Source organism: Leisingera sp. ANG-Vp (assembly GCF_000813725.1).
In the GTDB taxonomy this organism is placed as follows: Bacteria; Pseudomonadota; Alphaproteobacteria; order Rhodobacterales; family Rhodobacteraceae; genus Leisingera.
On sequence record NZ_JWLD01000062.1, the window covers coordinates 41346 to 53803 of the forward strand.

General features: G+C 63.2%; 12 protein-coding genes and 1 pseudogene. 8 read left to right on the plus strand and 5 right to left on the minus strand.

What is annotated here, in order from left to right; genetic code table 11:
- The first annotated feature begins 24 nt into the window (after window positions 1–24).
- The 4 genes from RA20_RS18470 (at window position 25) to RA20_RS24775 (ending at window position 2248) form a co-directional block, all read left to right on the plus strand.
- Window positions 25–261, plus strand: coding sequence for a F0F1 ATP synthase subunit C (locus RA20_RS18470; RefSeq protein WP_008553903.1), 237 nt, complete (start codon window positions 25–27; stop codon window positions 259–261).
- 83 nt (window positions 262–344) lie between these two features.
- A complete protein-coding gene (locus RA20_RS18475; RefSeq protein ID WP_039132159.1) occupies window positions 345–872 on the plus strand; it encodes a F0F1 ATP synthase subunit B' in 528 nt (175 codons plus the stop codon).
- Between the two features lie 4 nt (window positions 873–876).
- On the plus strand, window positions 877–1434 hold the full coding sequence (locus RA20_RS18480) for a F0F1 ATP synthase subunit B (RefSeq protein WP_039132162.1): 558 nt from the start codon (window positions 877–879) through the stop codon (window positions 1432–1434).
- Window positions 1435–1576: 142 nt separating this feature from the next.
- The gene (locus RA20_RS24775) at window positions 1577–2248 is read left to right on the plus strand and encodes a hypothetical protein (RefSeq protein ID WP_152618547.1); all 672 of its coding nucleotides are present in this window, start codon (window positions 1577–1579) and stop codon (window positions 2246–2248) included.
- Between the two features lie 125 nt (window positions 2249–2373).
- Here the strand turns inward: RA20_RS24775 and RA20_RS18490 are convergent, their stop codons facing one another.
- Window positions 2374–3144 (minus strand): FadR/GntR family transcriptional regulator, encoded by a 771-nt coding sequence (locus RA20_RS18490; RefSeq protein WP_039132164.1) that lies wholly within the window; start codon window positions 3142–3144, stop codon window positions 2374–2376.
- Window positions 3145–3299: 155 nt separating this feature from the next.
- Between RA20_RS18490 and RA20_RS18495 the strand changes: the two genes are divergently transcribed.
- From RA20_RS18495 to RA20_RS18510, 4 genes are all read left to right on the plus strand, one after another.
- Window positions 3300–4508, plus strand: a complete 1209-nt coding sequence (locus RA20_RS18495) for an aminotransferase-like domain-containing protein (RefSeq protein ID WP_039132166.1) — start codon at window positions 3300–3302, stop codon at window positions 4506–4508.
- A gap of 165 nt (window positions 4509–4673) precedes the next feature.
- Window positions 4674–8129, plus strand: a complete 3456-nt coding sequence (locus RA20_RS18500) for a chromosome segregation SMC family protein (protein ID WP_039132169.1) — start codon at window positions 4674–4676, stop codon at window positions 8127–8129.
- A gap of 64 nt (window positions 8130–8193) precedes the next feature.
- Window positions 8194–8661 carry a YbjN domain-containing protein gene (locus tag RA20_RS18505; RefSeq protein WP_039132171.1) on the plus strand — a complete coding sequence of 156 codons (468 nt, stop codon included), beginning with the start codon at window positions 8194–8196 and terminating at the stop codon, window positions 8659–8661.
- Between the two features lie 71 nt (window positions 8662–8732).
- The gene (locus RA20_RS18510; protein ID WP_342586155.1) at window positions 8733–9077 is read left to right on the plus strand and encodes a hypothetical protein; all 345 of its coding nucleotides are present in this window, start codon (window positions 8733–8735) and stop codon (window positions 9075–9077) included.
- Here RA20_RS18510 and RA20_RS18515 read toward each other — a convergent pair.
- The 4 genes and pseudogenes from RA20_RS18515 to RA20_RS26200 form a co-directional block, all read right to left on the minus strand.
- Window positions 9074–10243 (minus strand): lytic murein transglycosylase, encoded by a 1170-nt coding sequence (locus RA20_RS18515; protein WP_039132176.1) that lies wholly within the window; start codon window positions 10241–10243, stop codon window positions 9074–9076. The genes RA20_RS18510 and RA20_RS18515 overlap by 4 nt on opposite strands.
- 46 nt (window positions 10244–10289) lie before the next feature.
- Window positions 10290–11201 (minus strand): adenosylcobinamide-phosphate synthase CbiB, encoded by a 912-nt coding sequence (gene cbiB / locus RA20_RS18520; RefSeq protein WP_039132179.1) that lies wholly within the window; start codon window positions 11199–11201, stop codon window positions 10290–10292.
- Window positions 11198–12160 carry a threonine-phosphate decarboxylase gene (locus tag RA20_RS18525; protein WP_039132181.1) on the minus strand — a complete coding sequence of 321 codons (963 nt, stop codon included), beginning with the start codon at window positions 12158–12160 and terminating at the stop codon, window positions 11198–11200. Before RA20_RS18525 ends, cbiB begins: the two co-directional genes overlap by 4 nt.
- Window positions 12161–12310: 150 nt before the next feature.
- Window positions 12311–12458: pseudogene (locus tag RA20_RS26200) on the minus strand (glutathione S-transferase family protein); the annotation flags it as partial.

The following is a 12458-nucleotide window of genomic DNA, read 5'->3' on the forward strand; positions in this document are numbered from 1 at the left end:
CATTCCATCGTAAGGAGAGAAATCATGGAAGGCGATATCGCACAACTCGGTCAGTTCGTCGGCGCAGGCCTGGCAGCAATCGGTTCCGGCGCAGCCGCAATCGGTGTGGGCCACGTGGCTGGCAACTTCCTGGCAGGCGCTCTGCGCAACCCGTCGGCAGCAGCCGGCCAGACCGCAACCCTGTTCATCGGCATCGCGTTTGCAGAAGCACTGGGCATCTTCTCGTTCCTGGTCGCTCTGCTGCTGATGTTCGCCGTCTAAGACCTTAGGAACCTATTTCCTTACGGCCGGGCAGTGCAGATCCTGCGCTGCCCGGTGTAACGGCAAGTTCCTGGGAGGACGACATGGCATCAAATACGCAAGAGGCAGCACACGGCGGCGGTTCCGCAATGCCGCAGCTGGACTTCTCGACCTTCGGGAACCAGATCTTCTGGCTCGTGGTCGCCCTGGTCGTGATCTACCTCATCCTGTCGCGCGTCGCGCTGCCCCGCATTGCAGCGGTGCTGGCCGAGCGTCAGGGGACCATCACCAACGACCTCGCCGCGGCTGAAGACCTGAAAGCCAAGGCTGTCGAGGCCGAAAACGCATATAACAAAGCTCTGGCGGATGCCCGTGCCGAGGCTCAGCGCATCGCTGCTGAGACCCGCGCAGAAATCCAGGCCGGGCTGGACGAGGCAATTGCCAAAGCAGACGAGCAGATCGCTGCCAAGGCGGCCGAGTCTGAAAAGGCTATCGCCGACATCAAGGCCGGCGCGCTGGAAAGCGTGAAGGCTGTTGCCACCGATACCGCTGCTGAGCTGGTGACCGCGCTGGGCGGTGCCGCAGACGCAGACGCAATTGCCGCGGCAGTTGCCGAGCGGACGAAAGGATAAGGACATGCGCAATATTCTCGCTCTTGCCCTGACCCTTGGCGCAGCATCGCCCGCATTTGCGGCCGGCGGCGGCATGGACCTGTCCAACACCAACCTGGTTGTTGCGCTGGCATTCCTGCTGTTCATCGGCATTCTGCTGTTTGCCAAGGTGCCGTCGCTGCTGGCTGGCCAGCTCGACAACCGCGCCGAAGGCATCCAGAAGGAACTGGACGAAGCCCGCGCCCTGCGTGAAGAGGCCCAGACCGTTCTGGCGTCCTACGAGCGCAAGCAGCAGGAAGTTCAGGCCCAGGCCGATCAGATCGTGGCTGCGGCCCGTGACGAAGCTGCCCGCGCAGCCGAGCAGGCCAAAGCGGATCTGGAAACCTCCATCGCCCGCCGTCTGGCGGCTGCTCAGGAGCAGATCGCTTCGGCAGAAGCTTCGGCTGTGAAGGAAGTGCGCGACCAGGCGATCTCCATCGCTGTTGCCGCCGCGGATCAGGTGATCTCCAAGCAGATGACCGCGACCGAGGCCAACAAGCTGATCGACGCCGCCATCGCGGATGTGGACGCCAAGCTGCACTAAGCTTGAGCTGATACAGACAAGTTAAAAGAACCCGGTCCTAGTGGCCGGGTTTTTTTGTTTGGGGAAGGGGGCGTTTTTAGCACATTTTGACAAATGCTTCGACCTGCGCAAATGTCGGCTTCTTGGTTATTGGAGCAATCAGGTGACAGGCTTCGGAAAATATTTGGTCCGTCTCGCCATTGGTGGAAAACTGCCATTTTCACGGCAGTTCTTGGCTTGGAGCTCTAAACGTCAGTTGGCAGATATGGGACCAATGTCGTCGATGCGCTACGAATTTGAGATACCCGATCCATCTCAGCCGATACCGGACGACGAACGCGGGGCAGTTGGCCCAAGCGGACATTTGATACCGTTTGTTCCCAATGCTCTCTCAGTTGAGCAAGTTACAGGTCGTCAGGTTGATGAGTTACTGACGTACGTCGGTACTTACGGCATGGGTGGCCCTGGTTTTTTTGGCTTACGATTGGGAGAAGAGTGGCTGGTTGTCGCAATTTGGGGTGCCGGTGAATGGATGGTCGCCGACGGTATTCTCATCCAAGACCCTTTCTTCGAGGACTATGGAAGACCGCAACCTTGGATAACCGGCGACGTTGATAACCTCAGTCCTAATCTGGTCGGCTCAAAGATAACGTCGCTAGAATTACATCAACGTTCGATGCGGATTTCTTTCTCTAATGGTATGTCGTTTGCCATTGATGAGGCTGCAGAAAATCGACCAATTTTTGAGGGCAACAAAAAACCGCGCGAGTTCCTTGCGGACGATGATTTGCGCGAGGCTGTCTTCTTGGCGCCAACAACTGAAATCTGGGTGTAAGCGACGGACTAACCCAGAACAACGCGCTCAACCTGAAGCCTGCATAGGTTAACCTTCAAAGCAGTCATTGGAGTTTTCTCAAACCATGGCAACTAAATCCGCTTGTCGGTCATAAACCTGCATCGTCACCCTTTCCCGGTCTCATGCTCCAGCCGCTGCCTTGCCACTTCGGCGTTGCGTTCGGCGCGCTGATGGTCGGTGAGGGCCTGTTTCACATAGTCCAGGTGCCTCTCGACCGCGGAGCGGGCCGCTTGCGGGTCACGGGCCTGCAGAGCAGTGTTGATGGCCCGGTGCTGCTCCAGGATCGCCTCATATGTCGTGTGCTGCTGAAACATGATGCGGCGGTTGTAGAACACGCCCTGCTGCAGCAGGTCGAACATCGAGCGCATCATATGCAGCATGATGACGTTGTGGCTGGCGTCCATGATGGCAGAGTGGAACTGGGCGTCGAGCCTGGCTGCTTCCTCAGAAGTTGCCGGGTTGCCGGCTGCTTCCATCTTTTCGAAGATCGTCTGGATCACCTGCAGATCATAATCCGACCCAAAGCGGGCAGCGCGCTCGGCCGCCAGCCCCTCCATGTCGCGGCGGAAGGAGAGGTAGTCGAACACCGCCTCGTCATGGGTGGCAAAGAGCTGGATCAGCGAAGGGGAAAAAGCCGAGCCCAGCACATCCCCCACAAACACGCCGGAGCCTGCCTTGGAGGTCAATAGCCCGCGCTCTTGCAGCTCCCCGATGGCCTCGCGCAGGGAGGGACGGGAGACGCCCAGGCGCTCGGCCAGTTCGCGTTCGGACGGCAGGCGCTCGCCCGGTGTCAGGATGCCGCGCAGGATCAGCTGCTCGATCTGCTTGACGACGGAGGCGGAGAGTTTCTCGGGCTGGACTTTCTGGAACGGCATAGGCGGGCTCGTTAAAATTGGTCAAATCATATGACCACGCTTGCCAGGGCGCCGCAAGGCGGGGCGTTCACGAAGGCTGTAACAATAGGTCAGTATTATTGACATTAATTTGCGTGCCCGTACCGTGACGCTAGATCATGAGCGGGGAGAGAGCCATGCAGCTAGATCAGATCTTTGCCGCCCGGAACAACCGGATGAAGGCGTCGGAAATCCGCGAGCTGCTGAAACTGCTGGATCAGCCGGATATCATCTCCTTTGCCGGCGGGATCCCGGACCCGGCGCTGTTTCCGGCGGATGAATTTGCCGAGGCGTTCAAGAACGCGCTGACGCCCGAACGGCAGGCGCTGGCGCTGCAGTACTCGGTCAGCGAGGGCTACCTGCCGCTGCGGGAATGGATCGTCGGCGAGATGGCGAAGATCGGCATCACTTGCGATGCGGACAACGTGCTGATCACCTCCGGCTCGCAGCAGGCGCTGGACTATCTGGGCAAGCTGTTCCTGTCGCCCGGCGACACGGCGCTGGTCGGCTGGCCAACCTATTTGGGCGCGCTGGCGGCCTTCAACGCTTATGAGCCGCGTTATGACCGGCTGGCCTTGAAAACCAACCGTTTGGCCGAAAGCTATGCTGAGGCTGCGGCAGAGGCGGGCAGCAGGGTGAAATTTGCCTATCTCTCACCGGATTTCGCCAATCCGACCGGCGAAACCCTGGAGCGGGCCGGGCGGCTGCGGCTGCTGGAGCTGGCCGAGGCGCTGGATTGCGCTGTGATCGAAGACGCCGCCTATCAGTCGCTGCGTTACGATGGCGAGCCAGTGCCGCCGGTGCTGGCGCTGGAACTGAAGCAGAAGGGCTCGATCGAGGACTGCCGCACCATCTATTGCGGCTCTTTCAGCAAAACCTTGTCGCCGGGGCTGCGGCTGGGCTGGGCGGTGGCGGCCAAACCGGTGATCTCGCAGATGGTGCTGCTGAAGCAGGCGGCTGATCTGCACACGTCGACCATCAACCAGATGGCGGTGCACGCAGTTGCCGAGGCCTGTTTCGATGAACACGTCGAGCAGCTGCACGCGGTCTATCAGCGCCGCCGCGACGTGATGCTGGCGGCCCTGGAGGACCACATGCCTGAGGGCGTTGAGTGGACCCGGCCCGAGGGCGGCATGTTTGTCTGGATGACCCTGGCGGCGGGTACGGACGGTGCCGCTTTGCTGGCCCGTTCGCTGGAGACAGAACGGGTGGCCTTTGTTCCCGGTCAGGCGTTTTTCGCCGATGGCAGCGGCGCCAATACGATCCGGCTGAGCTTTTCCAATTCGAACCATGCGGCGATTGAAGAGGGGATTGCCCGGCTGGGACGGTTGCTCAGCCCGGCGTGAAGGCAGAACCGGGGCAGCTTGGCGGAACATCGCCGCTCCATCCGGGTTATCCACAAGATATGGTGGCGATTGAGGCGAATTCGCCCCGATTTGGGGGTGCGGAGCGTTGACTCGCAGGGTAGGAACCGCTGAACTTTCTCGATACGGAATCACGAAGGGGCAGCTTTGCGGTTTTCCAAGCTCAGGCTGAACGGCTTCAAAAGCTTTGTTGATCCTACCGAACTGGTCATCGCCGACGGGCTGACAGGGGTTGTGGGTCCAAACGGTTGCGGCAAATCCAATCTTCTCGAGGCGCTGCGCTGGGTGATGGGCGAGACCCGCGCCAAGGCGATGCGCGGCGGCGGCATGGAAGATGTGATCTTTGCCGGCACGTCCTCGCGGCCCGCGCGCAACTTTGCTGAGGTGAGCCTCAACATCGACAACTCCGAACGGCTGGCGCCCTCGGGCTTCAACGAAGCGGATGCGCTTGAGATCGTGCGCCGGATCACCCGCGATGTGGGCAGCGCCTATAAGTCCAACGGCAAGGATGTGCGCGCGCGCGACGTTCAGATGCTGTTTGCCGATGCCTCGACCGGGGCGCACTCGCCGGCATTGGTGCGGCAGGGGCAGATTGCCGAGCTGATCAATGCCAAGCCCAAGGCGCGGAGGCGCATTCTGGAAGAGGCGGCGGGGATCTCCGGCCTTTATCAGCGCCGTCACGAGGCCGAGCTGAAGCTGAAGAACACCGAGGCCAACCTGCTGCGCGTCGATGACGTGATCGAGCAGCTGGCGGCGCAGCTGGCACAGCTGGCCAAGCAGGCGCGGCAGGCGCAACGCTACCGCGAGATCGGCGAGAAGCTGCGGCTGGCGGAAGGCATGCTGCTGTACCGCCGCTGGCGCGAAGCGGATGAGGCACGGCTGGCCTCTGAAGATGAGCTGCGGGTGCGGGTTGAGCAGGCCGCCAAGGCGGAGGCGCTGGTGCGCGCCGCAGCGGCGCAGCGCGGCACCTTTGAGGAAAAACTGCCGCCGCTGCGCGAGGAAGAGGCCATTGCCGCGGCCATTCTGCAGCGGCTGGTTGTACAGCGGGATTCGCTGGGCGATCAGGAGGCGCAGGCGCGCCAGACCATTGAACGGCTCAGCAACCGGATTGTGCAGCTCGGCAACGACATCGAGCGCGAAGCGGGCCTGAACAAGGACGCGGGCGAAACCATCGAACGGCTGGAATGGGAGCAGCGCGAGCTGTCCAAGGCTGGCGATGGGCATGACGGTAAACTGGCGGAAGCGGCGGAACTGGCCCGCGATGCAGGTTCGGTCCTGCAGGCGCGCGAAGACCATCTGGCGCAGGTGACCGAGGATGTGGCGCGCCTTGCGGCCCGGCATCAATCAGCCCGCCGGGCGGTCGAGGATTGCCAGCGCGCTTTGGGCCGCTCGGAAGGCGAGGCGGAGAAAGCCCGCGGTGCCCAAGCCGAGGCGCAGGAAGCGTTGGAGCTGGCCGAAGAGAAATTCGATGCGGCTGTGACGGCTGAGGAAGAGGCCCGCGAAGCCTCGGAAATGGCCGAAGAGGCGCTGGCGGCGGCTGATGAAGCCCGCACCGAGACCCAGGCCCGCGAGGCCGAGGCACGCTCGCAGCGCTCGGAGGCTGAAGGCGAACTGGGCGCGTTGCGGGCCGAAGTGACGGCTCTGGCCAAACTGGTGGAGCGCGACACAGCCGAAGGCGGCCAGGTCCTGGATGAGCTGAGCGTGGCACCTGGCTATGAGAAGGCCCTGGGCGCTGCGCTGGCTGATGACTTGCGGGCGCCTTTGGCAGACAGGGATGGGCCGACCGGCTGGGTGGCCCTGTCAGGCTATGACCGCGATGCGCCCTTGCCGGAGGGCGTGCAGCCGCTTGCGCTGTTTGTCTCCGGCCCCGATGCCCTGTCGCGCCGGGTGGCGCAGATCGGCTTGGTGGACGGCGACGCCGCTGCAGGTCTGCAGGCACAGCTGCGCCCGGGCCAGCGGCTGGTGACGGCTGAGGGCGACCTGTGGCGCTGGGACGGTTACCGGGCCTGGGCCGAGGATGCGCCAAGCGCAGCAGCGCTGCGGCTGGAGCAGCTCAACAAGCTGGAAGCGCTGAAGCAGGAAATGGAGCGGGTCAGCGCCAAGGCTGACGGTGCCCGCGCCGCGCATGAGATGCTGCTGCGCAAGCTGGAAGAGGTGACGCTGGCTGACCAGAACGCCCGCCAGGCGCGCCGGGTGGCGGACCAGCGCGTGGCGGATGCAGCCCGTGCCCTCAGCCGCGCGGAGGCCGACCGCAACTTGGCTGAAGCCAAACTTGAGACCTTAGGAATTGCCGTCTCCCGCCATGCGGAAGACGCGCTGAACGCCAGCCTGCAGCTGAAAGAGGCCGAAAAGGCGCTGGGGGATCTGGGCGATCTGGATCAGGCCCGCACTGCGGTTGAGGACATCAAACAGGCGGTTGAGGCAGCGCGGATCACCATGCTGACGCACCGCTCCAGCCATGACGAGCTGCGCCGCGAGGGCGAGGCCCGCACCAAGCGCGCGCAGGAAGTGACCAAGGAGCTTTCGGGCTGGCGCCACCGTCTGGAAAGCGCCGAAGCGCGGATCGAGGAACTGGCCGAGCGCCGCGAAGCCTCGCAGGAGGAGCTGGAAGAGGCCAATGCGGTTCCGGCGGAGATTGCCGAAAAGCGGGAAGAGCTGAACGGGGCGATCTCGGAAGCCGAGGCGCGCAAATCCGCCGCAACCGAAGCACTGATTGCAGCCGAGGCCGAACTGCGCGAAGCGGTCCACAAGGAACGCGAATGCGAGCGGCTGGCCTCCGAGGCACGTGAGGCAAGGGCGCGCTCCGAAGCACGCAGCGATGCCGCCAAGGATGCGGTGACCCAGGCGGCGGGCCGGATCATCGAAGCGCAGCAGATCACACCGCAGGCACTGCTGGAAAAGCTTGGCGTGTCGCCGGACGAAATGCCTGCCTCGGACGATCTGGAGCACGACGTGGACCGCTACAAGCGTCAGCGCGATGCCCTGGGTGCGGTGAACCTGCGCGCCGAGGAAGACGCCCGCGGCGTACAGAACGAACACGACACGCTGGTGGCTGAGAAGCTCGACCTGGAAGGCGCGGTGAAGACCCTGCGCGACGGTATTGCCAGCCTCAACCGCGAGGGCCGCGAACGGCTGCTGACCGCGTTTGAACAGGTCAACAACAGCTTTGCCATGCTGTTCACCCATCTGTTCGGCGGCGGCGAGGCCAATCTGGTGATGGTCGAAAGCGACGACCCGCTGGATGCAGGCCTGGAAATCATGTGCCAGCCGCCGGGCAAGAAGCTGTCGACCCTGTCGCTGCTCTCCGGCGGCGAGCAGACGCTGACCGCAATGGCGCTGATCTTTGCGGTGTTCCTGTCGAACCCGGCGCCGATCTGTGTGCTGGACGAGGTCGACGCGCCGCTGGATGATGCCAATGTCACCCGCTTCTGCGACCTCTTGGACGAGATGTGCCGCCAGACCGACACCCGCTTCCTGATCATCACCCACCATGCGGTGACGATGGCGCGGATGGACCGGCTGTTTGGCGTCACCATGCAGGAAAAAGGCGTGAGCCAGCTGGTTTCAGTTGACCTGAAGAAAGCAGAGGCGATGGTAGCTTGAAGGGGCAGCGCCGCGGGGATCGGCGCTGCGGCCTAGAAAAGTGATAAATTTGGTGGAGTGACAAATGAATATGCTGAAAGCAATTGCCGCCTCTGCGGCGCTGATGATGCCGGTGGCCGCTGAGGCCCAGAATGTGGTGGCCAAGACCGGCGACAGTGTGGCCAGCTTCTTCAGGGATGAAGGCGCACAGGTTGAGGTGACGACTGACAGCGTAGGCGATCCGAACTTGAAGGTCGAATATTACGGCAATGATTTCTCGGTCTACTATTATGGCTGCAGCAACAATGCGAATTGCAGCGAGATCCAATTTTTCTCGGGGTATCAGACCGATGGCGGCGTGCGGCTGGCCAAGATCAACGAGTGGAACAACAACAACCGTTTCGCCCGAGGGTATATTTCCGACGAGGGGTCAGCCCGGATCGAAATGGACATTTACCTGGGCAACCAGGGTATGACGCCAGACGATTTTGCCCAGGCCGTGGGCAAATGGAACCGCGCCATGCAGGACTTTGAGGAGTTCATCGGCTGGTAATCCCAGCCGTCACCGGAACGTGACAGCGCGTTGCAGGATCAGCCGTTAGTGTAAGGGGCATGAAACAGATCATGCCCCTTTTTCTATGCCTGATGGCAAGCCATGCGCTGGCCGGAGAGTGGCCTCTGAAGCCTGGCGATACCCCCTTTGCGCAGAACGAGCTTGAGGCGCTGCCGGGGCAGTCCTTCCGCTTTTTTGACGGCGGCGAGTCCCTCTATGGCAGCGATGGGGTTTATTCCTATACCTACGCGCCTGAGAATGGCGGCGGCACCGCCTGGGGCACCTACCGGATTGCTGCCGACGGCAGCATTTGCGTCGACTTCGCCAACGGCTTTGCCCGTTGCGATCTCTATGTCCGCAACGGCAGCCGCGTGATCCTGATTACTGAGAAGGGCGAGCGGTTCCCGGTGCGTTAAAGCCTCTGCAGCAGTGCCGGTGTCGGCCAGGCGTCAGCGGGCAGACCAAGCCGGGCCTGTTCCTTCTGCACTGCCAGCCGGGTGCGGGCGCCGAGGATGCCGTCGATCTTGCCGACGTTATGGCCCAGGGCCTGCAATTTCTGCTGCAGTTGTTTCATCTGGGTGCCGGAGAGGCCGCCTTCGGGCTTGCCGGCGTCATAGACTTCGGCGCCCTGCAGCCGGTTGGCGAAATAGGCTGCCGTCAGCACATAGGTGAAGCTCTGGTTCCACTCGAAGTAGACGTCGAAATTCGGGTAGGCGAGGAATGCCGGCCCTTTGTGGCCCTGCGGCAGCAGCAGTGAGGCGCGCATGGATTTGTCAGGCAAGTGCCCGTCCCGGGCAGCAACACCCAAGTCTCGCCACTGCGCCACGGATTTCTTGCGGGCGGTGCCAGTCAGAGACAGGTCCAGGTCCTGCGGGATAGTGACTTCCTGCAGCCAGGGCTGTCCCGGCTGCCAGCCCAGATGCGACAGCATCCTTGCACCGGACATCAGCGCGTCCGGAGCGGATGTTTTGAGGCTGACCTTGCCGTCGCCATCAGCATCGACGCCATGCTCCAGAATGTCGCCGGGCAGCATCTGTACCATGCCGATTTCACCCGCCCAGGCGCCGGTGGTCCGCTTGGGGTCGAAATTGCCCTGGCTGAACAGTTCCAGCGCCGAGAACACCTGCGGGCGGAACAGCTCCGGGCGGCGGCAGTCATGTGCCAGGGTGACCAGCGCATCGCGGGTGTTGAAATCGCCCTGATAGCCGCCGTAATCCGTCTCAAACGCCCAGAAGGCCAGCAGCACGCCGCGGTCGATGCCATAGGTGCTTTCAATCCGCTGGAAAGTGCCGTCGTGTTTCTGGGCCATCTGGCGGCCGCGGGTCAGGCGGTTCTGCGAGATCAGGCGGCGGGAAAACTCGATGAAGGGTTTTTGGAACACGCCCTGGCCGCGGTCGGCCTTGAGCACGCGGCTGTCCTGCCGGGTCCCTGCGAAGAAGGCGTTGACCGTCGCGGTGTCGTAGCCGGCCTGAACCGCCTCATCCTTCATCAGCTTGACGAAATTCTGAAAACCGCCGCCGCATTGGGCTGCTGCCGCCGCTGGCAGCAATCCAGCTGCGAGGACGAAGGGCAATAGGCGCATGGTTCTGGCGCTCCTTGGTCTTACCGCTCCCACAGCACCTTATGTGCTAGAAAACTGCGGCGATGGCAACTGTCAGAGCCAAGGCCAGCGCCCAGGCCTGCCAAAGAATGGCGACTGACCGGGTGATGGTCTCGGCATTTGCGCTTTTGGTGCCGCCTGCGTTGACCCAAGGAAAGTCCCGCATCTGCCCGTCATAGGAGCGCGGGCCCGCCAGAGACGTGCCCAGGGCACGGGCCATGGCGGCCTCGGGCCAGCCGGCATTGGGCGAGCGGTGCTGGCGGGCGTCGGCGGCAATGGCGCCCCAGTGGCGCAGCTGGCCGCCTGCCAGGGCGATCAGCAGCCCGGTCAGACGGGCGGGGATCAGGTTCAGCAGGTCATCCAGCCGCGCAGAGGCCCAGCCGAAGTCCTCATACCGGTCATTGCGGTAGCCGATCATGCTGTCGGCGGTGTTGACCATCTTGTAGATGATCAGCCCCGGCAGGCCGGCAATCAGGAACCAGAAGGCGGGGGCAATGACGCCGTCCGACATATTCTCGGCACCGCTTTCTATGGCCGAACGGGCAGCCTGCGGCGCCGTCATCTCTGCCGTGTCGCGGCTGACAATCATCGCTACCGCACCGCGTCCTTCAGCTAGGCTGCGCTGCAGCCCCTTGGCGACGGCGGCCACATGCTCGGTCAGCGACCGCTGGGCGATCAGGAAGGCGGCCGCCAGGATCTCCACCAGCGCGCCGGGCAGCGACAGCAGCTTGCCAGCAACGAAACCGCACAGGATCAGCACCGCGGCGGCGATCACACCATTGGTGCGGCGGCTGGGGCCGGTGTTTAGCTTGCGGTCGAGAAAGCCGACTAGCCTGCCCATCAGCACCGCCGGGTGGGTAATGCGGGACCACAGCCATTTCGGCTCGCCGAGAACGGCGTCCAGCAGTAATGCAAGCGCCAGCATTGCTGCGGCGGTCATAGCGCGGCCTCCAGCCGCTCCCAGCCGCTGGCGGGCGGCAGGCCGAGGCGCAGGAAAGTTTTGGAATAGGGAAAGATGCGGCTCCAGATATGGGCGCGGGCCAGTCTCTCCTGCCAGGCGGCGGCATCGTCCACGCTGTAAAGCCGGAACAGATCGGTGCCCCCCGCCAGGCTGGCACCTTTGGCCAGCACCAGTTCGTCCAGCCGGGCCGCATCCTGCCGCAGGCGGTTGCGGGTGTCTTCAGCCCAGGCCTGATCCTGCAGGGCCTGCGCGCCGGTGCGCAGCGCCGGGCCGGAAACGGCCCACGGGCCTTGCCACGTTGAGAGTTCCCTGATCAGCTTCGGGTCACCGATAGCAAACCCCAGCCGCATACCTGCAAGGCCCCAGAATTTGCCGAAACTCTTCAGCACGACAACGCCGGGGCGGGCCGCCATGCGGATCAGGCTTTCACCGGGGCAGACGTCGCAGAAGCTCTCGTCAATCACGGTGAGCGGCGCGTTGAGCTGGTCTTCACTCCACATGCGGCCATCGGGGTTGTTCGGATGCACCGCAACGCGCGCCTCAGCCGGGCCGTCAACGCGGATGATCCAGCCGCGGGCCTCAAAGGCGGCGGCGTGCTCGTTATAGGTCGGCTTGGTGATCTGCACCCAGCGCGGCTCGGCCAGGGCGGGGATGGCAGCAATCAGGGCCGAGGCGCCGGGGGCCGCGAGCACGGCAGCCTCATCCGGAATGCTCCAGAACGACCGCGCCGCCTGTTCCAAACCGGCCAAAGCAGCCGCGTCGGGCAGGGCGCCCCAATCGGCGGCGGTGAACTCAGGCAGCGGATAGGGATGCGGATTGATCCCGGTGGACAGATCCATCCAATCGCTGCGGGCGCCGCCGAATTCATCCATGGCGGCGCTCAGATTGCCGCCGTGATCCCGGGGCACAGTTGCATTGTCGGGCAGGGGTTCAAGCATCTCGGTAGCCACCGGTGAAACATTCTCTCCGAACAGGTCGGATGCCGTATGAGACAAGGTGGTTAATAAAGCAACCTGGCCCGTGCGTGAACTCCCAATTTGACGCGGTGTTTACCGATGTGACGCTGATTGGCGTCATCTTGCGGCAGGTCAGCCGCGGCGGTGCGGCTCCAGCCAATCGATGTCCGGATTGATGGGGATGATCCGGTGCGGGTTGATGGTGTCGTGGCTGTAGTAGTAATGGCGCACGATGTGCTGCATGCCCACGGTCTCCGCCACCCCCCGCCATTGATACAGC

Coding starts and splice junctions, on each gene's coding strand:
- RA20_RS18470 (WP_008553903.1), top strand. CDS start 25: ATGGAAGGCGATATCGCACAACTCGGTCAGTTCGTCGGCGCAGGCCTG.
- RA20_RS18475 (WP_039132159.1), top strand. CDS start 345: ATGGCATCAAATACGCAAGAGGCAGCACACGGCGGCGGTTCCGCAATG.
- RA20_RS18480 (WP_039132162.1), top strand. CDS start 877: ATGCGCAATATTCTCGCTCTTGCCCTGACCCTTGGCGCAGCATCGCCC.
- RA20_RS18490 (WP_039132164.1), bottom strand. CDS start 3,144: ATGCCGTTCCAGAAAGTCCAGCCCGAGAAACTCTCCGCCTCCGTCGTC.
- RA20_RS18495 (WP_039132166.1), top strand. CDS start 3,300: ATGCAGCTAGATCAGATCTTTGCCGCCCGGAACAACCGGATGAAGGCG.
- RA20_RS18505 (WP_039132171.1), top strand. CDS start 8,194: ATGAATATGCTGAAAGCAATTGCCGCCTCTGCGGCGCTGATGATGCCG.
- RA20_RS18510 (WP_342586155.1), top strand. CDS start 8,733: ATGCCCCTTTTTCTATGCCTGATGGCAAGCCATGCGCTGGCCGGAGAG.
- RA20_RS18515 (WP_039132176.1), bottom strand. CDS start 10,243: ATGCGCCTATTGCCCTTCGTCCTCGCAGCTGGATTGCTGCCAGCGGCG.
- cbiB (WP_039132179.1), bottom strand. CDS start 11,201: ATGACCGCCGCAGCAATGCTGGCGCTTGCATTACTGCTGGACGCCGTT.
- RA20_RS18525 (WP_039132181.1), bottom strand. CDS start 12,160: ATGCTTGAACCCCTGCCCGACAATGCAACTGTGCCCCGGGATCACGGC.